This window comes from Pseudonocardia sp. EC080619-01 (assembly GCF_001420995.1).
GTDB lineage: Bacteria > Actinomycetota > Actinomycetes > Mycobacteriales > Pseudonocardiaceae > Pseudonocardia.
Genome location: NZ_CP012184.1, coordinates 3816669 through 3838375 on the forward strand (window position 1 = coordinate 3816669; position 21707 = coordinate 3838375).

Annotated in this window: 23 protein-coding genes; 5 read left to right on the forward strand and 18 right to left on the reverse strand. The window is 74.5% G+C overall.

All coding sequences use genetic code 11. The annotated features are described in order from the left end of the window. Positions 1 to 70 precede the first annotated feature (70 nt). Entirely contained in the window at positions 71 to 1777 is a 1707-nt protein-coding gene (locus AD017_RS17895) for a serine/threonine-protein kinase (protein WP_227012773.1), read from the reverse strand. Positions 1778 to 2216: 439 nt separating this feature from the next. On the opposite strand from AD017_RS17895, the gene AD017_RS17900 reads away from it, so the two are divergent. Continuing rightward, complete coding sequence (locus AD017_RS17900) at positions 2217 to 3461, forward strand: amidohydrolase (RefSeq protein WP_060574886.1); 1245 nt, start codon at positions 2217 to 2219, stop codon at positions 3459 to 3461. A 78-nt stretch (positions 3462 to 3539) separates the two neighbouring features. Here AD017_RS17900 and AD017_RS17905 read toward each other — a convergent pair whose 3' ends face one another. Then, positions 3540 to 3998: a gamma-glutamylcyclotransferase gene (locus tag AD017_RS17905; RefSeq protein WP_010241154.1), complete on the reverse strand. Its 459-nt coding sequence runs from the start codon at positions 3996 to 3998 to the stop codon at positions 3540 to 3542. Between the two features lie 143 nt (positions 3999 to 4141). Here AD017_RS17905 and AD017_RS17910 point away from each other — a divergent pair, with 143 nt between their 5' ends. Then, entirely contained in the window at positions 4142 to 5545 is a 1404-nt protein-coding gene (locus tag AD017_RS17910; protein ID WP_010241156.1) for an NAD(P)H-quinone dehydrogenase, read from the forward strand. A gap of 189 nt (positions 5546 to 5734) precedes the next feature. Here the strand turns inward: AD017_RS17910 and AD017_RS17915 are convergent, their stop codons facing one another. The 14 genes from AD017_RS17915 to AD017_RS17980 form a co-directional block, all read right to left on the reverse strand. Further along, positions 5735 to 6217: a hypothetical protein gene (locus tag AD017_RS17915; RefSeq protein ID WP_060574887.1), complete on the reverse strand. Its 483-nt coding sequence runs from the start codon at positions 6215 to 6217 to the stop codon at positions 5735 to 5737. A gap of 246 nt (positions 6218 to 6463) precedes the next feature. Then, positions 6464 to 8239, reverse strand: a complete 1776-nt coding sequence (locus AD017_RS17920) for an acetyl/propionyl/methylcrotonyl-CoA carboxylase subunit alpha (protein WP_060574888.1) — start codon at positions 8237 to 8239, stop codon at positions 6464 to 6466. Positions 8240 to 8393: 154 nt separating this feature from the next. Further along, the gene (locus AD017_RS17925; protein ID WP_145982529.1) at positions 8394 to 8867 is read right to left on the reverse strand and encodes a hypothetical protein; all 474 of its coding nucleotides are present in this window, start codon (positions 8865 to 8867) and stop codon (positions 8394 to 8396) included. Next, a complete protein-coding gene (locus tag AD017_RS17930) occupies positions 8864 to 9715 on the reverse strand; it encodes a DUF692 domain-containing protein (protein WP_060576455.1) in 852 nt (283 codons plus the stop codon). The genes AD017_RS17925 and AD017_RS17930 overlap by 4 nt, the downstream gene beginning before the upstream one ends. 140 nt (positions 9716 to 9855) lie before the next feature. Further along, entirely contained in the window at positions 9856 to 10785 is a 930-nt protein-coding gene (locus tag AD017_RS17935) for a TIGR04222 domain-containing membrane protein (protein WP_145982530.1), read from the reverse strand. Between the two features lie 163 nt (positions 10786 to 10948). After that, the gene (locus AD017_RS17940; protein WP_060574891.1) at positions 10949 to 11398 is read right to left on the reverse strand and encodes a SufE family protein; all 450 of its coding nucleotides are present in this window, start codon (positions 11396 to 11398) and stop codon (positions 10949 to 10951) included. Beyond that, positions 11395 to 12285, reverse strand: a complete 891-nt coding sequence (locus tag AD017_RS17945; RefSeq protein WP_060574892.1) for a sulfurtransferase — start codon at positions 12283 to 12285, stop codon at positions 11395 to 11397. The genes AD017_RS17940 and AD017_RS17945 overlap by 4 nt, the downstream gene beginning before the upstream one ends. A gap of 29 nt (positions 12286 to 12314) precedes the next feature. Further along, positions 12315 to 12773, reverse strand: coding sequence for a nuclear transport factor 2 family protein (locus tag AD017_RS17950; RefSeq protein ID WP_060574893.1), 459 nt, complete (start codon positions 12771 to 12773; stop codon positions 12315 to 12317). Next, a complete protein-coding gene (locus AD017_RS17955) occupies positions 12770 to 13399 on the reverse strand; it encodes a nucleoside triphosphate pyrophosphatase (protein WP_060574894.1) in 630 nt (209 codons plus the stop codon). The genes AD017_RS17950 and AD017_RS17955 overlap by 4 nt, the downstream gene beginning before the upstream one ends. A 10-nt stretch (positions 13400 to 13409) precedes the next feature. After that, on the reverse strand, positions 13410 to 14063 hold the full coding sequence (locus tag AD017_RS17960) for a response regulator transcription factor (RefSeq protein ID WP_029239140.1): 654 nt from the start codon (positions 14061 to 14063) through the stop codon (positions 13410 to 13412). Further along, entirely contained in the window at positions 14060 to 15232 is a 1173-nt protein-coding gene (locus AD017_RS17965) for a sensor histidine kinase (protein ID WP_060574895.1), read from the reverse strand. Before AD017_RS17965 ends, AD017_RS17960 begins: the two co-directional genes overlap by 4 nt. A gap of 21 nt (positions 15233 to 15253) precedes the next feature. Beyond that, positions 15254 to 15739 carry a hypothetical protein gene (locus AD017_RS17970; protein WP_010224182.1) on the reverse strand — a complete coding sequence of 162 codons (486 nt, stop codon included), beginning with the start codon at positions 15737 to 15739 and terminating at the stop codon, positions 15254 to 15256. Between the two features lie 155 nt (positions 15740 to 15894). Beyond that, positions 15895 to 16143: an acyl-CoA carboxylase epsilon subunit gene (locus AD017_RS17975; RefSeq protein WP_060574896.1), complete on the reverse strand. Its 249-nt coding sequence runs from the start codon at positions 16141 to 16143 to the stop codon at positions 15895 to 15897. Beyond that, positions 16143 to 17783: an acyl-CoA carboxylase subunit beta gene (locus tag AD017_RS17980; RefSeq protein WP_029239302.1), complete on the reverse strand. Its 1641-nt coding sequence runs from the start codon at positions 17781 to 17783 to the stop codon at positions 16143 to 16145. Before AD017_RS17980 ends, AD017_RS17975 begins: the two co-directional genes overlap by 1 nt. Before the next feature lie 143 nt (positions 17784 to 17926). Between AD017_RS17980 and AD017_RS17985 the strand changes: the two genes are divergently transcribed. The 3 genes from AD017_RS17985 to AD017_RS17995 all read left to right on the forward strand — a co-directional run bounded on the left by AD017_RS17985 (position 17927) and on the right by AD017_RS17995 (position 20424). Then, positions 17927 to 18796, forward strand: a complete 870-nt coding sequence (locus tag AD017_RS17985) for a biotin--[acetyl-CoA-carboxylase] ligase (RefSeq protein ID WP_060574897.1) — start codon at positions 17927 to 17929, stop codon at positions 18794 to 18796. Between the two features lie 69 nt (positions 18797 to 18865). Beyond that, a complete protein-coding gene (locus AD017_RS17990) occupies positions 18866 to 19492 on the forward strand; it encodes a PH domain-containing protein (protein WP_060574898.1) in 627 nt (208 codons plus the stop codon). After that, a complete protein-coding gene (locus tag AD017_RS17995; protein WP_060574899.1) occupies positions 19489 to 20424 on the forward strand; it encodes a hydroxymethylglutaryl-CoA lyase in 936 nt (311 codons plus the stop codon). The genes AD017_RS17990 and AD017_RS17995 overlap by 4 nt, the downstream gene beginning before the upstream one ends. On the opposite strand, the gene AD017_RS18000 is transcribed toward AD017_RS17995, so the two are convergent. Together AD017_RS18000 and AD017_RS18005 are read right to left on the reverse strand one after the other, a co-directional pair. After that, positions 20412 to 20873: a MaoC family dehydratase gene (locus tag AD017_RS18000; protein WP_010226370.1), complete on the reverse strand. Its 462-nt coding sequence runs from the start codon at positions 20871 to 20873 to the stop codon at positions 20412 to 20414. The genes AD017_RS17995 and AD017_RS18000 overlap by 13 nt on opposite strands. Then, positions 20866 to 21690, reverse strand: a complete 825-nt coding sequence (locus AD017_RS18005) for an inositol monophosphatase family protein (protein ID WP_010226369.1) — start codon at positions 21688 to 21690, stop codon at positions 20866 to 20868. The genes AD017_RS18000 and AD017_RS18005 overlap by 8 nt, the downstream gene beginning before the upstream one ends. Between the last annotated feature and the right edge of the window lie 17 nt (positions 21691 to 21707).

The window sequence follows — 21707 nt, forward strand, 5'->3', positions numbered from 1 at the left end:
ACCCTGCGCGTGGGGTGCCGCGGGCGGCTACGGGGTGCGTGGGGCGGTCGGAGCGGGTCCGGGCCTCGGGTCAGCTCGACGTCGTCCGGAAACCGGCGGCGATCGCGGCGAACAGCCCGGAGGCGGCGGACTCGGCCTGTCCGGCCGGAGACGTCAACTGCAGGACCCACACGCCGTCGGGGGTGCGGCCCGGGACGATCCGCAGCAGCGTGCTGCGCTCCGCAGGACCACTGGTCGTGGTGAGCGTGACCTCGCTGCTGCCGTCGGGCTCCCGGGTGGCGGGTGTCGCGTCGACGGTGTCGACGCCGAGCGCCTCCGGGGTGAGGGCGTCGGTCACCGCGGCCGCCGACGCCGCCGCGCGGACCGACAGCTCCTGCCGGCCGTCCGGGCTGACGAACCGCACCACGGCAGAGCCGTCGCCGGCGGGGGACCGGTACTGCGTCCAGTCCTGCGGGATCGCCACGGTGAAGCCCAGCGGGTCCGGGTGCGCGACCCGCGGCGTGCGCTCGGTCGCGACGGTGATCGTGCTCAGCGCCTCCTGGCCGGCCAGGGTACGGACGCCGGTGAACCCGCCCAGCGCTCCCAGCAGCACCAGCAGCGCGCCACCGAGCACCAGCGGGATCCCGCCGAGCACCCCGGCGACACCGCCGGGCCGCCCCGACGGGGCCCGGGTACCGGCGGCGCGGGCGCGCGCCGGGGCCGACGGAGCCGGTCGCGCGGGCGCGGGGCGCGGCGGTTCGGGGGCCGCGACGGGCGGCGGCGGAGGGGCCGGGGCCGGCTCGGCGAGCGGCGCCCCGCCCCGCGGGTACGTGCCGGTCCCGGTGGGGGTCACGCCGCGGGGCGGCCGCTGGACCTGCGGGCCGGACGGCGTGGTCGGCGCCGGGACCCTCGCCATGATCGTCGGGACGTCCGGCGACCCGGGGAAGATCGGGTCGTCGGGGTCGGCGAGCAGCGGCCGCAGCCGGGCGCGGACCTCGTCGAGCGGCATCCGGCCGGCCGGCTCCTTGACCATGAGACCGCTGATGACCTCGGCGATCGGCCCGGTCATCGTCGGGACCGGCACCGGGCCGTCGACGACCTCGGTGATCGTCTTGACCGGGTCGCCGTCCACGTCGTAGGGCGGGCGGCCCTCGACGGCGGCGTACAGGGTCGCGCCGAGGCCCCACAGGTCGGCGGCCGGCGTGACCGGCTGACCGGCGGCGACCTCCGGTGCGATGTAGGCGGGCGAGCCGAGCACGAGGCCGGCCGACGTCATCGGTGCGTCGGACTCGTTGCGGGCGATGCCGAAGTCGGTGAGCTTGATCCGGCCGTCGTCCGAGATGAGGACGTTCCCGGGCTTGACGTCGCGGTGGGTGATCCCGGCGCGGTGCGCCGCGCGCAGGGCGGCCGCGGTACCGAACCCGACGACGCCGGCCTGCGCGGAGTCGAGCCTGCCCAGCTCGGAGATCGCCGACGCGAGGTTCTTCGACGGCACCAGCTCCATGATCACCAGCGGCTCCTCGCCGCCGGAGTCGAGCACGTCGAAGACGGTGACCACGTTGGGGTGCGAGAGCCCGGCCAGTGCACGGGCCTCGCGCATGATCCGCTCGCGCAGCTCCTGCTTCTCGCCGTCGGGGATCCCGTCCGGGATCTTCAGCTCCTTGAGGGCGACCCGCCGCTGCAGGACGTCGTCGAAGCCGGACCACACCGTGCCCATCGCGCCGCTGCCGAGCGGGCCGTCGACGCGGTACCGCCCGGCTATCTGGCGGCGCTGGACCTCGCCTTCGGAAACGGACACGTCGACGATTGTCCCATCGCACGCCGAGCGGCCCGCCGCCACACCTGCCGTCACGGCCCGTTCCCGCTGGTCACGATGTGTCACTGGTCCGGTCGGTCCACGACGCCGGACGGTGCGCGCCGCGGGCCGGGCGCCGGTCGCCGCGACGAGCGTCCGCGCCCGGGCCGGCGCGGGGACCGGCCGTCGTGCGACGAGGCCCCGGACCGCCGGTGAACGGCGAAAACGGCCGCTCGTCGCGCCTCCGCCCGCCCGCTCGTCAGAACTGCCGATCCCGCTGGCAGCACCCCGCCGACCCCTCGCCGCCCGGAGCCGTGAACGGCCGATTTCGACTGGAACACCGCCGGACGGGTGAGCACCATTTCTCTCGTACGGGCACCGTGGTGCGACGTCGGAGTCGACACCGCACCGGTCCCGGGCTTTCCCTGACGAGGAGGACAAGGTGACTGCGCTGCAGACCCGCACCGAGCTCCCCGAGATCGCCGATCTCGCTGTCGACGACCTCGGTGAGGGCACGGGTCCGGCCTGGCTGGAGTCGTGGATGCGGGCGCACAAGGGCGAGATCGTCGGCTGGCGCCGTGCGATCCACGCCCAGCCCGAGCTCGCCCGGCGCGAGCACCTCACCACCGCACGCGTGTCCGAGACGCTGCGGCGCGCCGGTCTCGAGCCGCGGACCCTGGCCGGAGGCACCGGCGTCGTGTGCGACGTCGGGCACGGCGGTCCGCTGGTGGCGCTGCGCGCCGACATGGACGCGCTGCCGCTGCAGGAGCAGAGCGGTGTGTCGTTCGCGTCCGAGATCCCCGGCGTGATGCACGCCTGCGGGCACGACGGGCACACCGCGATGCTGCTCGGTGCCGCGCTGGCGCTGAACTCGGCGCCGTCGCTGCCCGGGCGGGTGCGGCTGGTGTTCCAGCCGGCCGAGGAGGTGCAGCCCGGCGGCGCGCTCGACGTGTGCGACCAGGGCGTCATGGAGGAGGTGCAGCGGATCTTCGCGCTGCACTGCGACCCGCGCCTGGAGGTGGGGAAGCTGGGCACCCGGGTCGGGCCGATCACCTCGGCGTGCGACCTCATCGAGGTGCGCCTGACCTCCCCGGGCGGGCACACCTCGCGCCCGCACCTGACGGCCGACCTCGTCCAGGCGCTCGGCCTGCTCGCCACCCAGGTCCCGCTGCTGCTGACCCGGCACGTGGACCCGCGGTCGGGCACCGTCCTGACCTGGGGCGCGGTGCACGCCGGCGACGCGGCGAACGCGATCCCGCAGTCCGGGATGCTGCGCGGCACGCTGCGCACCGCCGACCACGCGACCTGGACCGAGCTCGAGGACACGCTGCGCGCGCTCGTCGCGTCGGTGCTGGCCCCGACCGGCGTCGGGTACGTGCTGGACCACGTCCGCGGCGTCCCGCCGGTCGTCAACGACGAGGCCTCCACCGGGATGCTGCGTGACGCAGCGGTCACCGTCGGGGGCGACGCGGCCGACGCGAGCACCGAGCAGTCCTCCGGCGGCGAGGACTTCGCCTGGTACCTGGAGCACGCGCACGGCGCGATGGCCCGGCTCGGCGTGTGGTCGGGCAGCGGCCCGAAGCGCGACATCCACCAGCCGACGTTCGACCTCGACGAGCGGGCGCTCCCGTTCGGGTCCCGGGTGCTGGTGCACGCCGCGCTGGCGGCACTGGCCGACGCGTCCTGACGCCCCACGGCCCCCCGTACGACGACGAGCGGCCCGGTCCCGGATCACTCCGGGCCGGGCCGCTCGGCCGTTCGCGGGTCAGGTGCCGGGCGAGGACTTGCGGCTCGGCCGGCTGCGGAGCTCGTTGACGTAGTCGTCGGGCGCGCCGGCGGTCTCGGCCGCGTCGGCGATCACCCCGAGGTAGCGGGCCGACGGCTCGCCGCCCTCGTAGGCGTTCAGCACGTAGATGAAGGCGAGCACGCTGCCGTCGAGGGTGGCGACGCGCAGGCGCAGCTTCTTGTGCATCCCGAGCTCACCGCCCTCCCAGCGGTCGAGCTGACGCTCGTCGTGCTCGGGGACGTCGTAGAGCACGACGAAGACCTGCGAGCCCGGCTCCTCCACCACGGTGGAGAGCGCGCCCTCCCAGGTGTAGTCCTCACCGCCGAACGTCAGCCGCCAGCCCTGGAGCCACCCCGTCCCGGCCATCGGCGAGTGCGGGGCGCGCTCCTTCATCTGCTCGGGGTCCAGGTTCGACCCGTACGCGGCATACAGCGGCACGTGAGAAGGGTAATGGCCGTCGTCCGGGCGCTTCGACCCGCCCGGCCGAAAGAATCGGACACGCGTACTGTGAGCGGCGTCGACGCCGGTGGCGAGGCCGCCATCGGCCCACCACCACCGACATCTCCAGGGGGAACCTTCCCGTGACCCGCATCGTCATCATGGGCGGCGGACCGGCCGGGTACGAGGCCGCGCTCGTCGCGGCCCAGCACGGCAGCGACGTGACCGTCGTCGAGCGGGACGGGATGGGCGGCGCGTGCGTCGTCCACGACTGCGTCCCGTCGAAGACCTTCATCTCCTCCGCCGCCGTGCGGGTGGACCTGCACCGCGCCGAGGACCTGGGCGTGCTCGTCGACCGCGGCAACTCCGCCGTCGACCTGCCCGCGGTCAACGAGCGGGTGAAGTCGCTCGCGCTGGCCCAGTCGGCCGACATCCGCGCCCGGCTGGAGGGCGAGGGTGTGCGGATCGTCCCCGGCACGGCACAGTTCAGCGGGCCGGCCGAGGCCCGGGCGGCGCACGAGCTCGTCGTCACCCACCCGGACGGCTCGACCGAGGCCGTCCTGGCCGACATCGTGCTCGTCGCGACCGGCGCCACCCCGCGGGTGCTGGACTCCGCCCGGCCGGACGGCGACCGCGTCCTCGACTGGCGCCAGCTCTACGACCTCGAGGAGCTGCCCGAGCACCTGATCGTCGTCGGCTCCGGTGTGACGGGTGCCGAGTTCTGCTCCGCCTACGTCGAGCTCGGCTGCCGGGTCACCCTGGTCTCCAGCCGGGACCGGGTGCTGCCGCACGAGGACGCCGACGCCGCCGCGGTGCTCGAGGAGGTCTTCGCCGAGCGTGGCGTGGAGATCCTGCCGAACACCCGCGCCGACAAGGTCGAGAACACCGGCGACGGGGTGCGGGTCACGCTGTCCGACGGCCGCACCGTCGAGGGCTCGCACGCGCTGATGACGGTCGGGTCGATCCCGAACACCGGCGACCTGGGGCTGGAGAAGGTCGGCATCGAGACCGACCGCGGCGGCTTCGTCCCGGTGGACAAGGTCTCCCGGACGTCCGAGCCCGGCGTCTACGCGGCCGGTGACTGCACCGGCGTGCTGATGCTCGCCTCGGTCGCGGCGATGCAGGGCCGGATCGCGATGTGGCACGCGCTCGGCGAGGGCGTCGCCCCGATCCGGCTGCGGACCGTCGCGGCGAACGTCTTCACCCGCCCGGAGATCGCGACCGTCGGCATCAGCCAGAACGCGATCGACTCCGGCGAGGTCCCGGCGCGGACCGTCATGCTGCCGCTGTCGACGAACCCGCGGGCCAAGATGCGCGGACTGCGGCGCGGCTTCGTGAAGCTGTTCTGCCGTCCGGCGTCCGGCGTGGTGATCGGCGGCGTCGTCGTGGCCCCGGTCGCCAGCGAGCTGATCCTGCCGATCGCGATGGCCGTCCAGAACGGACTGAACGTGGACGACCTCGCGCACACGTTCTCGGTGTACCCGTCGCTGTCCGGGTCCATCACCGAGGCCGGTCGTCAGCTGATGCAGCACTCCGACCTGGACTGAGCACCCACCGGTGGAATCGCTGCCTGAGGCAGCGATTCTGCCCGGCCCCACGGCGTGGTCTCGTCCCAGAGCGGCGCCCCGCACCCCGTCCCGCGCACCGGCCGCCGTCGTGAACCGGCCCGGACACGGCGACACCCCCGCCCGCGCCGGTCGCGAACCGGCGCGGACGGGGGTGCGTCCGTGGGTGACTCAGGCCGCCGGGGCGGTACGGAGGTCGCCGGCCGTCCGGCACCCGCTGAGCGGGCACGGCGGCGGCGACCACGACCGGTCCGGTCCGTCGGACGCGGGGACGAGCCCCGCGAACGGCCACCGGCCTGCGAACCGCTGCAGGTACCAGTAGCAGAACAGGTGGTCCGGGTCCTCCGGGGCGGTGACGAACACCGGCCGTCCGCCGAGGGACTCCACCCAGGCGGCGTAGGCGTGCGCGACCTGGGCCGGCGGGCGTGCGGCTCGCCGGGGCCAGAGCCAGTCCTCCGCCCGGTCCCGCCAGGTCTCCAGCGAGGACGGGTGCAGGGTGGCCCCGGGCAGTTCCCGGAGGTTGGCGGTGAAGGTGCCGATCGGGACACCGTCCGCGCGGTACGCGGACGAGGCCAGGGTGAGCAGGGAGTGCGGGCCCGGGATCGGGCCGTCGGTGTGGACGTGTGTCGTCACGTACAGCGATGTGGGGGGCATGACGGATCCTGTGCGTCTCGGTCGAGCTGATGACGGCTCACGGCGCGGCCGGGCTGCGTGGTGAGTGGATCCGCGGCGCGGTACTCCGCGTGGCGGTGGTTCCGGGCCCCGTGGATCGGGCACACGGGTCGGCTCTGTGCAGTTGTGGTGCAGTCGTCGTGCTGCTGCCACGGGCACCTGCGCGGTGTGCGTGGCAGCAGCACGCTAGATCGACCGGCGCCGCCGGTCAACGGGCGTCGAGCCGGCTCAGTCCTTGATCTCGCAGATCACGGTGCCCTGGGAGATCGAGGCGCCCTGCTCGGCGTCGAGGCCGGTCACGGTGCCGTCCTTGGAGGCGGTGACCGGGTTCTCCATCTTCATCGCCTCGAGGACGACGATCAGGTCGCCCGCCGAGACGGTGTCGCCGTCGACCACGGCGACCTTGATGATCGTGCCCTGCATCGGCGCGGTGACGGCGTCGCCGGACACCTTGGTCCCGCCGCCCTTGCCGGTCCGCTTGCGCGGCGCGGCCTTCGCCTGGCCGCCACCGCCGCTGCCGCCGCCCAGGGCGAGATCACCGGGCAGCGAGACCTCGAGCCGCCGGCCGCCGACCTCGACGACCACGGACTGCCGCTCGCCGGTCTCGGCGTCGGCTCCGGCGCCGCCCTCGAACGGGGGGACCGTGTTGTCCCACTCGGTCTCGATCCACCGGGTGTGCACGGCGAAGTCGTCGCCGGTCTCCGCGGCGTAGGCCGGGTCGGAGACGACGAGCCGGTGGAAGTCGAGCACGGTGGCCATGCCCTCGACCTGGAACTCCGCCAGCGCGCGGCGGGACCGCTCCAGCGCCTGCTTCCGGTCCGCGCCGGACACGATCAGCTTCGCCAGCAGCGAGTCGAACTGCCCGCCGATGACGGAGCCGTCCTCGACACCGGCGTCCATCCGCACGCCCGGGCCCGACGGGTACCAGATCCGCTCGACGGTGCCGGGGGCCGGAAGGAAGTTGCGGCCGGCGTCCTCGCCGTTGATCCGGAACTCGATCGCGTGCCCGCGCGGCGCCGGGTCCTCGGTGAACTCCAGCTCCTTGCCCTCGGCGATGCGGAACATCTGACGGACCAGGTCGATGCCGGTGGTCTCCTCGGAGACCGGGTGTTCGACCTGCAGCCGGGTGTTCACCTCGAGGAAGGTGATCATCCCGTCCTCGCCGACGAGGAACTCGACGGTGCCGGCGCCGTAGTAGCCGGCCTCCTTGCAGATCGCCTTGGACGCGTCGTAGAGCGTCTTCTCCTGCTCCTCGGTGAGGAACGGCGCGGGCGCCTCCTCGACGAGCTTCTGGAAGCGGCGCTGCAGCGAGCAGTCGCGGGTCCCGACCACGACGACGTTGCCGTGCTGGTCGGCGATCACCTGGGTCTCGACGTGCCGCGGGCGGTCGAGGTAACGCTCGACGAAGCACTCGCCACGGCCGAACGCGGCGGTCGCCTCACGGACGGCGGACTCGTACAGCTCGGCGACCTCGGAACGCTCGCGGGCGACCTTCATGCCACGGCCACCGCCGCCGAACGCGGCCTTGATCGCGACCGGCAGGCCGTACTCGTCGGCGAAGGCGAGCACCTCGTCGGCGCCGGAGACGGGGTCCTTGGTGCCGGGCACCAGCGGGGCGCCGGCGCGGGTGGCGATGTGCCGGGCGGTGACCTTGTCACCGAGATCGCGGATGGACTGCGGGGACGGGCCGATCCAGGTGATGCCGGCGTCGATCACGGCCTGGGCGAAGTCGGCGTTCTCCGACAGGAAGCCGTAGCCGGGGTGGATCGCGTCGGCACCGGCCTGCTTCGCGGCGCCGATGACCTTGTCGATGTCGAGGTAGGACTCTGCGGCGGTGGACCCGCCCAGCGTGAACGCCTCGTCGGCGAGACGCACGAACATCGCGTCCCGGTCCGGGTCCGCGTAGACGGCGACACTTCCCAGGCCCGCGTCCTTCGCAGCCCGGATCACACGGACGGCGATCTCGCCGCGGTTGGCGACGAGCACTTTGCTCAGTGCGGGCACGGTCGAACTCCTCCGGTCGCGAGCGCCGGCCCGATGCTCCGGCGCAGGGTTACCGGGGAGTGTAGGAGCGAGATCCCGGATAAACCCCGGGAGGGAGTGTGGTGATGGCAACGTCACCACCCGTCCGTGGTCCCCGCACCTGGTCGTGATCGGTTCAGAGGTGAGACGGGCCACCCCGCCACCACCGGTGGAACCCCCGCGACACCGCCGACCGGCGGGACGGGGCGGTACGGCCGTCGTAGCGGAACGTGTGCTCCCGGTCGGCCAGCTCCCGGGACGCACCGGGACCGAGCGCCCCGGCGGCGTCGAGCTCGCGGGCCAGATCCCAGCCCTCGCGCTCCGCGCCGTACGGCGGCACACCCGCGAACCGGTCCGCGAACAGCCGTGGCCACTCCGGGCCGATGCCGGCCGCGAGGAGCGGCCACGCGGCCGCGGCGGCACCGGCCCGCTTCCGCAGCAGTGCCGTGCGGGTCGCGGTGAGGAGGTGGGTGGGGACACCCGCGGGGTCCGGCCCGCCGGCGACGAGTGCCGCGACGAGTGCGGCCTGCCGTCCGGCGAGGGAGCCGGCGGCCGGGGCCGGCCCGGGCGGCCGCGGGTCGTCGGAGCCGGGGCTCCACAGGGCGTTCATCCCGGCCGCACCCGCCCGCGCCGGGCCGGGCCGCACGGTGACGGGTGCCCGGCCGCCGCCGCGATCGCCGCCAGCTCCGCCCGCAGCTCGGCGGCCGGCGGGTAGCGGCCGTCGCGCTCCAGCATCACCGGCGGCGGCTCCGGCAGCCGGTCGACGGCGTGTGTCAGCAGGTCGAGGACGGCGGCCGGGACCGGACCGGTGTGCGTGTCGTGGACCAGGCCGTCGTGCTCGGCGCCGCCCGCGACGTGGCAGTACGCGATCGCCCCCGGCGGGAGCCCGGCCAGCAGCGCGTCCATCTCCGCCCGCGGTTCGCGACCCCGGTTGCGGGCGTTGACGTGCACGTTCGCCACGTCGAGGAGGAGCGGCGCGCCGGTCCGCTCGTGCAGGCGTTGCAGGAACTCGGCCTCGCCGAACTCGTCGTCGGGCCAGTCGAAGAGGGCCGCGATCGGTTCGAGGGCCAGCGGCACATCGAGCTCGGCGCGGGTGCGCGCGACGTTCGTGGCCAGCACGTCGAGCACCTCCCGGGTCCGCGGCAGCGGGAGCAGGTGACCGGCCTCCAGGCCACCACCCCGGACGAACGCGACGTGCTCGCTGACCAGCACCGCCCGGGTCGCGGACGCGCAGGCGGCGAGGTGCGCGACCCGTGCCGGGTCGGGGGCCTCCGGCGATCCGAGCGACAGCCGCACCCCGTGGACGACGACGTCGCGCTGCACCAGCGACGCGGGCACGGCGTCCGGCCGGATCGACTCGGCGATCACCTCGTGGAACCCGAGATCCGGCACGTCGTCCAGGACGGCCGCGATCGGGCTCCGCCAACCCGCGCCGGTGCCCCTCGGGCCCCCGCTCATCGCCGCCACCCGTGACCACGCGGACGTGCACGGCCCGGGCCGTCCCCGCAGCTCCACACCCCCACAGGAGGAGCTGCGAGGACGGCCACCCCGATCCCCCGGGGCAGTCCGTCGGGCGGTGCCCGGTCGCGGCGCCCACGTCAGCCGCCGCACCCACCGCCGCCGCCACCGCAGCCCCCGCCGCCACCGCTGCTACCGCCGTCGCCGCCGGAGAAGCCGGAGAAGCTGGTCGAGCCACCGGAGCCGGACCAGCCGCCGCCGAGCGCCGCCATCTTCTGCGCGGCGAGCTCCTCGGCGAACGCGGGCTCGGCCGCGAGCATCGCCCCCATGCCGAACGCGCCGACGCTCAGCGCCGCGGCGGTCGCACCGGCCGCGGTCCAGTCCGGGCGCATCGTGGGTGAGAGCGACTCGTGCAGCACCCGGACGGAGCCGAGTGCGGCGGTCCCGGCCGCGGTCCGGTGCGGGACCCGCGCGGCCAGCACCGCCGTGACCACCCCCAGCACGACGACCGTCAGGAACAGGTAACCGACCGGACGGCCTGCGCCGAGCCCGGCCCCGATCCGCACCACCCCGACCAGCGCGACGGCCCCCGGCAGCCATGCCGCGGCCCGGTACCGGCGCCGGTCTGCGGGGGAGAGGAGCAGGCCGGCCGTCTCCAGCCGCTGCGCGATCCGGGCCAGCTCGGTGCGGACCGGCTCGTGGGTGCGCAGGGCCCGGCCGGGCGTCAGCCGCTGTGCCGAACGGTGGATGGCGCGCTGCAGCGGGGTCGCCGCCCGGGTGAGCGGGCCCCCGGCCCGGACCTGGCCGGTCGTGCGGCCGGAAGTGATCACGGTCCCGTCGACGTGCATCGCCGACAGCGCCGCGTACACGGCGAGATCGGGGCCGCCGTTGAGGTAGGCGACGTCCTCCGGGCGGGTGTCGAGCCCGCGCCCGCCGCGGCGGTCGCCCGCCGCGATCCGGTGCCGCCGGTGGACCGCGGCCACGACGGCGGCCGACCCGGCGACCAGGACGAGGACCAGGAACGTCGGACCCGGGATCCCCCAGGTCGCGTCGGTGAGGTTCGTGCCCATCTCCACCACCCCCTGCGGCGACGTGACACTTCGTCGTTCGAAGTAGTGTGCGCCCGGTCACGGCGGTGACCATCCGATTTCACCGAGACTTGAGGTTCCGCGGAGACGAACGGACGGGGCCGCATCCGCGGCCCCGCCCGTCGGCGTGAGGTGTCCTGCCCGGTCAGGCGGTGGCGGCCCGGACCTGGTTCTTGATCCGGGCGAGCATCGCCGAGATGCCGCGGAGCCGCAGCGGGCTCACGGCCTCGGCCAGGCCGAGATCGGTGTAGAAGTCGTCCTGGACGGCCAGGACCGTCGCGGCCGGCTGCCCGTCCAGGCCGGTGTACATGATCGACGCGAAGCCCCGGGTCGTCGGTGCCTCCCTGGGCGCCGAGAAGAACAGGTGGACCGGGCGGTCACCGCCGTCGTCGACCTCGACGGTCAGGAACAGCGGCGACTGGCACTCGTGCACCTGCTCCATCGTGTCCGCGGCGTCGGCGTAGCGCTCCGGCAGGTCCGGCAGCTCCTGGGACAGCTCCAGCAACAGCTGCAGACGGTCCTTCGGGCCGACGGCGGCGAAGTCGTCGACCAGCTCGGCGAGCTTCGGGGGGAGCGTCTCGGTACGGTCCGTCACGCCGACCCGCGCCCCTCACCCTGCACGATCGGGACCCGCACGGCGTTGCCCCACTCGGTCCAGGAACCGTCGTAGTTGCGGACCGAGTCGAAGCCCAGCAGGTAGGTCAGCACGAACCAGGTGTGGCTGGAACGCTCACCGATCCGGCAGTAGGCGACGACGTCGTCGGAGGGCTTCAGGCCCTGCTCCTGCTCGTAGATCGCCGACAGCTCGGCACGGGTCCTGAACGACCCGTCCTCGGCGGCGGCGCGGGCCCACGGCACGCTCGCGGCGCCCGGGATGTGGCCGCCGCGGACGGCGCCCTCCTGCGGGTAGTCCGGCATGTGCAGCTTCTCGCCCGTGTACTCCTGCGGGGAGCGCACGTCGACGAGCGGCTTGCCCAGGTGGGCGAGCACGTCGTCCTTGAACGCGCGGATCCGCGCGTCGTCGCGCTCGACGACCGGGTAGTCGGCCGGCTGCGGGGAGGGGGTGTCGGTGGTGGTCTCGCGGCCCTCGGCGATCCACTTGGCGCGGCCGCCGTCGAGCAGCCGGATGTCGGCGTGGCCGAACAGCTGGAACACCCACAGCGCGTAGGCGGCCCACCAGTTGTTCTTGTCGCCGTAGACGACGATCGTGGTGTCCCGGCCGATCCCGCGCTCGGACATGATCTCGGCGAAACGGGTGCCGTCGACGTAGTCGCGGGTGACGGGGTCGTTCAGCTCGGTGTGCCAGTCGACCTTCACCGCGCCGGGGATGTGGCCGGTCTCGTAGAGCAGGACGTCCTCGTCGGACTCCACGACCACGAGGCCGGGATCCTTCAGGTGCTCGGCCAGCCAGTCCGTGGTGACCAGGCGCTCGGGGTGCGCGTACTCGGCGAGCTTCGGGTCGGAGTCGTTCGCGACAGCCATGGCGCGAGGGTAACCGCGGGGCCCGACACTCACACCGGGATGTCGGAGTCGTCCCCGTCGGCGCGCGGTCCGTGGATGCGCCGCTCGGACTCGTCGATCCGCAGATCGTCGATGCTCGCCTCGCGCCGGTGCATCAGGCCGTTCTCCGCGAACTCCCAGTTCTCGTTCCCGTAGGAGCGCCACCACTGCCCGTCCGCGTCCCGGCACTCGTACTGGAACCGGACGGCGATCCGGTCGCCCCGGAAGGCCCAGAGCGACTTGCGCAGCGCGTAGTCGAGCTCCCGCTCCCACTTGGCGGTCAGGAACGCGACGACCTCCTCGCGGCCGTGCACCCAGGTGTCGCGGTTCCGCCACACCGTGTCGGGTGTGTAGGCGAGCGCCACCTTCCGCGGGTCCCGGGTGTTCCAGGCCGCCTCGGCGGCGAGCACCTTCGCCCGTGCGGACGCCTCGCCGAACGGCGGGAACGGGGGACGCGACTCGTCGGTCACGGGTTCTCCTTGCTCCAGAGGTCGACCACGCTCACGCCGATCCCGCCGAGCAGCCGGCGGACCAGCGGGAGGCTGATCCCGATCACGTTCGACGGGTCGCCGTCGATGCCCTCGACGAACCACCCGCCCAGCCCGTCCAGTGTGAAGGCCCCGGCGACCTTCAGCGGCTCGCCGCTCGCGAGGTAGGCGTCGAGCTCGGCGTCGGTCGGCTCGGCGAAGCGCACCCCGGTGCCCGCGTGGCCCTCGGCCTCCCGCACGACGGCGCCGCCGGACAGCCGGAGCACCGCGTGCCCGGTGAGCAGCTCGCCGTCGCGGCCCGCCATCGCCTTCCACCGGCGTCGTGCGGTCTCGGCGTCGTGCGGCTTGCCGACCAGGTCGCCGTCGACGAGCAGCATGGAGTCGCAGCCGATCACCACGGCGTCCGGGTGGTCCCCGGCGATCCGCTCCGCGACGGCGGCGGCCTTGGCGGCGGCCAGCAGCGTCACGGTGCGGGCGGGGTCGGCGTCCTGGTGGTCGGCGAGGAGGGCGTCCTCGTCGACGTCGGAGACCTCGACGAGCGGGTCGGCGCCCGCGGCGCGGAGGACTCCGAGGCGGGCGGGGGAGGCGGAGGCGAGGACCAGGCGCACCCGCCGGACGCTACCGGGCGCGCGTGAGTCCGTGCCGGTAGGCGTACCCGACGGCCTGCGCGCGGTCCCGCAGCCCGGCCTTCGCGAACAGGTGGTTGACGTGCGTCTTCACCGTTGCCTCGCCGACCACGAGCCGGCGGGCGATCTCGGTGTTCGACAGCCCCTCCGCGATCAGCGCGAGCACCTCGACCTCGCGCGGGGTGAGCCCGTCCGGGGGCTCCCGCTCCGCGACCGGCGCTCCGGCCGGGCGGGACGCCACCAGCCGGGCGAGCACCGCGGCGTCCACGGTGGACACCCCGTCCGCTGCCGAGCGCAGCGCCCGGCCGATGGCCTCGGCGTCGGCGTCCTTGGACAGCCAGCCGGACGCACCGGCGGCGATCGCGTCGACCACGGCGTCGTCGTCGACGTAGGTCGTGAGCACGACGACGGCGGTGCCCGACCGGCCCTCCCGGACCCGCCGGGTCGCGGACACGCCGTCGCCCGCGGGCATCCGCAGATCGGTCAGCAGGACGTCCGGGGCCAGCGCAGCGACGAGCTCGACGGCCTCGTCGCCGCCGGCCGCGGTCCCGACGACCTCGATGCCGTCCAGCAGCCCGAGCACCGTCGCGAGCCCGTCCCGGACGATCCGCTGGTCGTCGGCCAGCACCACCCGCAACGCGCTCATCCGGTGATCCTCCCGCCCGCCGGCAGCCGGAGCCACACCCGCCACCCGTCGTCCGACGGGCCGGTCTCCAGCTCGGCGTCGGCGAGCGCTGCACGCTCGGTCATGCCGGTGAGACCGGACCCGGCGCCGTCGCCGGGTGGGGGCGGGCCGCCCGCGGAGTCGAGGACCTCCAGCTCGGCGGCACCGTCGCGGGTGCGCAGCGACACGGTCACCGGTGCCCCCGGTGCGTGCTTGCGGGCGTTGCTCAGTGCTTCCTGCGCGGTGCGCAGCACCGTCTCGCCCTCGCGCGGCCCCAGCCGCAGACCGTCCTCGACGCGGACGGTCGCGTCCGGATGGGCGGCTGCCAGCTCGTGCAGCTCGGCGGCCAGGTCCACCGGGACCGGCCCCTCGCGCAGCGCCCGCACCGCGCGCCGGGCCTCGGTGATGCCGTCCGAGGCGAGCCGCTGCGCGCGCTCGATCTGCGCGACCGTGTCCTCGGCGGCGCCGTCGCGCAGGGCCATCAGCCGGGCACCCTGCAGCTGGACGGCGAGCGCCGACAGCGAGTGCGCCAGCACGTCGTGGACGTCGCGGGCGACCCGCGCGCGGTCGGCGATCGCCTCGGCGCGGGCATGCTCCTCACGGGCCCGCGCACCGTCGACGAGCGCCTGCTCGTGCTCCTCGGCGCGACGGGCGGCGTCCCGGCGGGCCATCCCGAACAGCATCAGGACGATCGTCGTGCCGGCGACGAGCATCGGGTCCCAGACCGAGTCGTAGGGCCCGACGACGACCACGAGGGCGACGGTCACCAGCCCGCCGAGGACGGCCGCCTGCCGGGTGGGCAGCCGGATCCCCGCGCAGAACGCGGCCAGCAGCGGGAACGCCGCGGACGTCGTCCACCCGGCGGAGCCGTACAGCAGGACCAGGCCGCCGGCCGCGAGGGCGACGACCGTGGCGACGGTCCACCGCTGTCCCGGCGCCGGGACGAACGCGAACACCAGCCACCCGCCGACGGCCGGGACCAGGCCGGCGTACAGCCAGGGCGGGGAGACGTGCTGGTTGGGGACGAGGAACAGCAGCCCGACGATCACCGGCAGCCAGAACAGCGACAGCAGTCGCCGCGGCAGCCCGGTGCCCAGCGCGCGGTCGTACTCGCGCCGGGCACCGGGCCCCGGGGCCGTCGCCGGGTTCACCGTTTCACCCTGGCACACGGTTCAGGCGGCGGCCCGGGACCGGCCCGGACGGATCGGGACCCCGCTCGCGGCGGCCCGGCGCCGCAGGACGACCGCCTGCACGGCGAGGCTCGCCCCGAAGACGAGCGCGGACGTCGTCGCGATCAGGGCACCCGCACCGGCGGGCCCGCCCAGCAGCTCGGCACCGATCCGGACGGCGATCGTCAGCGCCCAGGCCCCGAGCAGGGCGGCCGAGCCGCTGCGGAAGAGGTACCCGTCCCGCGCCTCCAGCCGGAACGCGTACCCGCGGACCACGCCCAGCCCGGCGGCGAGCACGATCTCGGCGGCGAGCAGCGCGATCCCCGGCCCGGTGACGGCCGGGTGCGCGGTGGCCAGGGTGACCAGGCCGATCCCGACGACCACGAACGGCAGGACCGTGTCGCGGCCGCCGACGAACCGGCCGGAGAACTGCTTGTAGAGGACGAGGCCGACGACGGCGACGGTCACGACGAGCGAGGTGGGATCCATGCCGACGACGATCGCCCGCGGGGCCCGCCGTCCGCGTCGGCCCGGGCGCCGATCCCGGGTGGATCCCCGCCCTCCACCCGGGGGTGGAGATCAGCCGTCCGGTTCACGTCGAACGTGTGCGGCCGGGCCGCACGGCGAGCGGGACGGAGGGTGGGTCAGCGGGGCAGGCCGGAGGCGCGCCAGGCGCCGGGGCCCGCGACCAGCGGGGCGCGGAGCTGGGCCGCGGGGTGCGACCACAGGTCCGGCGCCCGCTCCGGCTCCGCCGGCCCGCCGGCGCTCGCCGCGGCGGCGAGGACCGCGGTCAGCGCGGCCAGCTCGTCGTCGGCGGGGGTGCCCCGGACGACCCGGAACAGCGCACGCCGCTCCTCCGGTGTGGCCTCTGCGGTCTCCTGCGACTCGGCCATCAGAGCGGGATGTTCCCGTGCTTGCGGGTCGGTCCCTGCTCCCGCTTGGTGGACAGCATCCGCAGCGCCCGGCCGACGTAGCCGCGGGTGTGCGACGGCGGCACGACCGCGTCGATGTAGCCCCGGTCGGCGGCGATGTAGGGGTTGCAGAGGGTGTCCTCGTAGTCCTGCTGCAGCTCCGCGCGCCGGGCGGCGAGCTCGTCGCCCTCCAGGCCCTTGAGCTCCTTGCGGTACAGGATGGACACCGCACCCTGCGCGCCGGTGACGGCGATCTGCGCGGTCGGCCAGGCGATGTTGACGTCCGCGCCGAGGTGCTTGGACCCCATCACGTCGTACGCGCCGCCGTAGGCCTTGCGGGTGATCACAGTGACCTTCGGGACGGTCGCCTCGGCGTAGGCGTAGATCAGCTTCGCGCCGCGGCGGATGATGCCGTTCCACTCCTGGTCGGTGCCGGGCAGGAAGCCGGGCACGTCGACGAAGGTCAGCACCGGGATGTTGAACGCGTCGCAGGTCCGCACGAACCGGGCGGCCTTCTCCGAGGCGTCGATGTCGAGGCAGCCGGCGAACTGGGTCGGCTGGTTCGCGACGATCCCGACGCTGCTGCCCTCGATACGGGCGTAACCGACGACGATGTTCGGCGCCCACAGCTCCTGGACCTCGAGGAAGTCCTCGTCGTCGACGACCCGGTTGATGACCTCGCGGATGTCGTACGGGGTGTTCGGAGAGTCCGGGATCAGCGTGTCGAGCTCGCTGTCGGAGTCGGTGATCCCGTCGGTGATGGAGCCCTCGGTCGGCTCCGGGGCCGGGAACGTCGGCGGCTCGGACAGGTTGTTCGACGGCAGGAAGCTGAGGAGCTGCTTGACGTAGTCGAGCGCGTCGGACTCGTCGCCGGCGAGGTAGTGCGCGACGCCGGACTTCGAGTTGTGCGCCCGGCCGCCGCCGAGCTCCTCCATGTCGACGTCCTCACCGGTGACGGTCTTGATGACGTCCGGGCCGGTGATGAACATGTGGCTGGTCTCGTCGACCATCACGGTGAAGTCGGTGATGGCGGGGGAGTAGACCGCACCGCCCGCGCACGGGCCCATGATCAGCGAGATCTGCGGGACCACGCCGGAGCTGCGGACGTTGCGGGTGAAGATCTCGCCGTACAGACCGAGGGCGACCACGCCCTCCTGGATCCGGGCCCCGCCGCCGTCGTTGATCCCGATCATCGGGCAGCCGATCTTCTCGGCGAGGTCCATGACCTTCACGATCTTCTCGCCGTAGACCTCGCCGAGCGCTCCGCCGAACACCGTCGCGTCCTGGGAGAACACGGCGACCGGTCGGCCGTCGATCGTCCCGGACCCGGTCACGACACCGTCACCGAACGGGCGCTTCTCCTGCATCCCGAAGTTCGTGGACCGGTGCCGGGTCAGGGCGTCGAGCTCGACGAACGAACCGGGGTCGAGCAGCTGGTCGATGCGCTCGCGGGCGGTCTGCCGCCCCTTCGCGTGCTGCCGCTCGACCGCGGTCTCCGATCCGGCGTGGATCGCGTCGTCGAAACGCTGGTACAGGTCGGCGAGCTTGCCCGCCGTGGTGTGGACGTCCGGGGTCGCTTCACCGTCGTCCGGGGTCGCCATCGGCTCCGTTGCGGCGCTCATGGGCTCGGACTCTAACCCGGTGGGTGCCGATCATCAGGGGTGACGTCCGCCGCAGCCGATCGTGCGAGGCGCGGTGAGTCGTTACCGATCCGCGTCCCTGCCGTGGGCCACGCTGCGGTGCCCGACGGTTACGGTGCGCGGTGATGACGACCGGGACGAACTCCGATCCGAGCGGGTGCGACGACCACACCGACGGCCGCTTGGACATCTACGCGCTGCGCACGGCCGTACTCCGTCCGGCGGGTGGCTGGACGGCGCTCGACGTGGTCGGGTCCACCGGTTCGACCAACGCCGACCTGCTCGCCGAGGCAGGCCGTGGTGCCCCCGACCGCTCCGTGCTGATCGCCGAGGAGCAGGTCCGCGGTCGTGGACGGCTGGACCGCACCTGGACCTCCCGGCCCGGCGCGGCCCTGACGATGTCGGTGCTGTGGCGCCCCGAGGGCGTGCCCGCCGACCGGCTCGGCTGGCTGCCGATGCTCGCCGGGGTGGCGCTGATCGACGCGATCGCCGAGCTGGCCCCGGACCTGCCGGCGGCCCTGAAGTGGCCGAACGACCTGCTCGCGGGTCCGTCGCTGGGCAAGGCGGCCGGGATCCTCGCCGAGATGACGGCGGTCTCCGGCGGTGGGCCGGGTGTGGTGCTGGGCATCGGGCTCAACGTCTCCACACCGTCGACCGACCTGCCGTGGGGGGCGACGTCGCTGGCCGCGCACGGGCTCACCGCGACCCGCTCCGAGGTCGCGACGACCCTGCTCGCCCACCTCTACCGGCGCGAGGCCGACTGGCGCGACGCCGGCGGCGACGCCGAGGCGTCGGGTCTGCGGCGCGACTACCGGTCCCGCTGCGCCAGCCTCGGTGCCCGGGTCCGGGTCGAGAAGCCCGGTGGTGACCAGCTGATCGGCATGGCCGAGGACGTCGACCCGCAGGGCAGGCTGCTGGTCCACCCGGACGGCGGGCAGCGTGTCGCGGTGGCGGCCGGCGACATCGTGCACCTGCGTCCCGCGGATCACCCGTAGCGCTGACCTGGGCGTTCCGCTCCGCGCGTCGCGGGCGCGGCCGCCGGTGACCGGCCTACCGTGGGGCTCATGGCGTTCCCGGACGACGCGCTCGACGACGACGAGCGTCTCGTGCTGCACGGACGCCCGCACTGGCGGCTGTGCCTGTGGCCGGCCGCGGTCCTCGTCCTGCTGACGGCGCTCGCCGGGTTCGGCGCCGCCGTCGTCCGGTTGCAGACCTGGGCGCCGTACGCCTGGGCACTGCTCGCCGCGGTCGCGGCACTCGCGGCGCTGCGCTGGAGCGTCCTGCCGATCCTGCGGTGGCGGTGCTCGCACCTCGTCGTCACGAACCACCGGTTCCTGGTCCGGGAGGGCGTCGTCGGCCGGGACGGCCTCGACGTCCCGGTGGACCGGATCGACGCCGTCCGCGTCCGGTCGACGGTGGCCGGGCGGGTGCTCGGCTACGGCACCCTGCTGCTCGACGTCGCCGGTGAGCGGCTGCGGTTCGCCGACGTCCCCGCCGTCGAGCGGGTGCAGGCCCGGCTGCACCGGGAGATCGGCCGGCTCGCCGAGACCCGGCGCACGGCGGAACGGGAGAGGCAGCACACAGCCCTGCGGGGGCACGCCGACGCCGCGGTCCGGGGCAGGATGGCCGAGCCACCGCAGCGAGGGAGCACGGAGGAACCGCGGGCCGTGCCGGAGAGGACAGCGTCATGACGAGCCTGCCCGTGACCGTGCGCGACCCCGGGCTCCCGGAACGGGTCGAGATCTACGAGGTCGGCCCGCGGGACGGCCTGCAGAACGAGAAGGCCGTCGTCCCGGTCGCGGTGAAGGCCGAGTTCCTCGACCGGCTCGCCGACGCCGGGCTGCGCACGCTGGAGGCGACCAGCTTCGTGCACCCGAGGTGGGTGCCCCAGCTCGCCGACGCCGCGGAGCTGCTCGCCGTCCTGGACCGGCGTGACGGGATCGACTACCCCGTGCTCACCCCGAACGAGCGCGGGCTGGACCGTGCGATCGAGGCGGGCTGCGACCACGTCGCCGTGTTCGCCTCCGCCACGGAGACGTTCGCGAAGCGCAACCTCAACCGCACGCTCGACGACCAGTTCGCGATGTTCTCCCCGACCGTCACCCGGGCGGTGCGGGAGGGACTGCGGGTGCGGGCCTACGTGTCGATGGTGTTCGGCGACCCGTGGGAGGGCGGGGTCGACCCGGACCAGGCCGCCGCGGTCGGCGCCCGGCTGATGGAGATGGGCTGCGACCAGCTCTCGCTGGGCGACACGATCGGGGTCGCGACCCCGGCGCACGTCGGGGCGGTGCTCGACGCCTGCGTGAGGCGTGGCGTCGGGACCGACCGGCTCGCCGTGCACTTCCACGACACCTACGGCCAGGCGCTGTCCAACACCCTGGCCGCACTGCGGCACGGCGTGACGACGGTCGACGCCAGCGCGGGCGGCCTCGGCGGCTGCCCGTACGCCGGGTCCGCCACCGGGAACCTCGCCACCGAGGACCTCGTGTGGATGCTCGACGGTCTCGGCATCGACCACGGCGCCGACCTGCGGAAGCTGGTCGACACCAGCGTCTGGATGGCCGGGCACCTGGGGCGGCCGTCGCCGTCGCGGGTGGTCACCGCGCTCGCTCAGGAGGACTGAGGCTCGCGGAGCCCGTACATCCCGACGAACCGGGAGCGGTAGACGAGCACGTCGTCGGAGACCCGGGTCATCGTCCCGCGCAGCGTGATCAGGCCCAGCTCCGGACGGCTCCGGGAGACCCGCGCGTCGAGCACCTCCATCGCGGCCCGCAGCTCGTCCCCGGCGAACACCGGCGCCGGCCAGGAGACCTCGTCGCCGCCCGGTGACCCGAGCCCGGCCGAACGGCTGAGCAGGTTGTCGACGTAGGCGCGCATCCACAGACCCGCGGTGAACCAGCCGGACGCGGCCAGGTCCCCGAACACCGAGGCCCGCCCGGCCTCCGGGTCGAGGTGGAACGGCTGCGGGTCGAACCGGCGGGCGAACGCGATCATCTCCTCGCGGTCCACCAGCGCCGTGCCCAGGTCGAAGACGGTGCCCGGGGCGAGGTCCTCGAAGTGGATCTCAGCCACGGAGCACCTCCACGACGGTGTCGTGCAGGAGGCCGTTGCTGGTCAGGCCGTGCCCGCCGGACCAGGTCGGCTCCCCGGTCAGGTCGGTGAGCCGCCCACCGGCCTCGGCGACGACGACGGCCGGTGCGGCCAGGTCCCACGGGTTCGCGGCCGGCTCCACCGCCACGTCGAGGACGCCCTCGGCGACCAGCACGTGCTGCCAGAAGTCGCCGAACCCGCGGGACTCCCAGCACGCCTCGGTGAGCCGGGTCCAGCCGTCCCGGGGGACGGGGCCGGGCTCGGTGCGGAAGGTGTCCTGGTTCGTGGTGGAGACGTAGGCGTCGGCGAGGTCGGCGACCCCGGACACCGCGATCCGGCGCGGTGTCCCGGACGGCAGGTCCCGGGCCCACGCCCCGGCCCCCGCCGAGCCCCACCAGCGCCGCTGCAGCGCCGGCGCGCTCACGACCCCGGCCACCGGGACGCCGTCGACGACGAGCGCGATCAGCGTCGCCCAGGCGGGGACGCCGCGGGAGAAGTTCTTGGTGCCGTCGATCGGGTCGATCACCCAGCCGCGACCGGCCGCGCGGGCTCCGTCGACGTCGCCGCCGCGCTCCTCGCCGAGGATCGCGTCGCGCGGGCGCTCGTGGCCGAGCGCGGCGCGGATCGCGTCCTCCGCGGAGGTGTCGGCGTCGGTGACGGGCGTGCGGTCCGGCTTCCGGGTGACCCGCAGGTCGGCGGCCCGGAACCGGGGCAGGGTGATGGCGTCGGCGAGGTCCGCCAGCCGCAGCGCGAGATCGAGATCACTCGGGTCGGCGGGCACGTTCGGCTCGGGGTCCACGTTCGGCGAGCATGCCA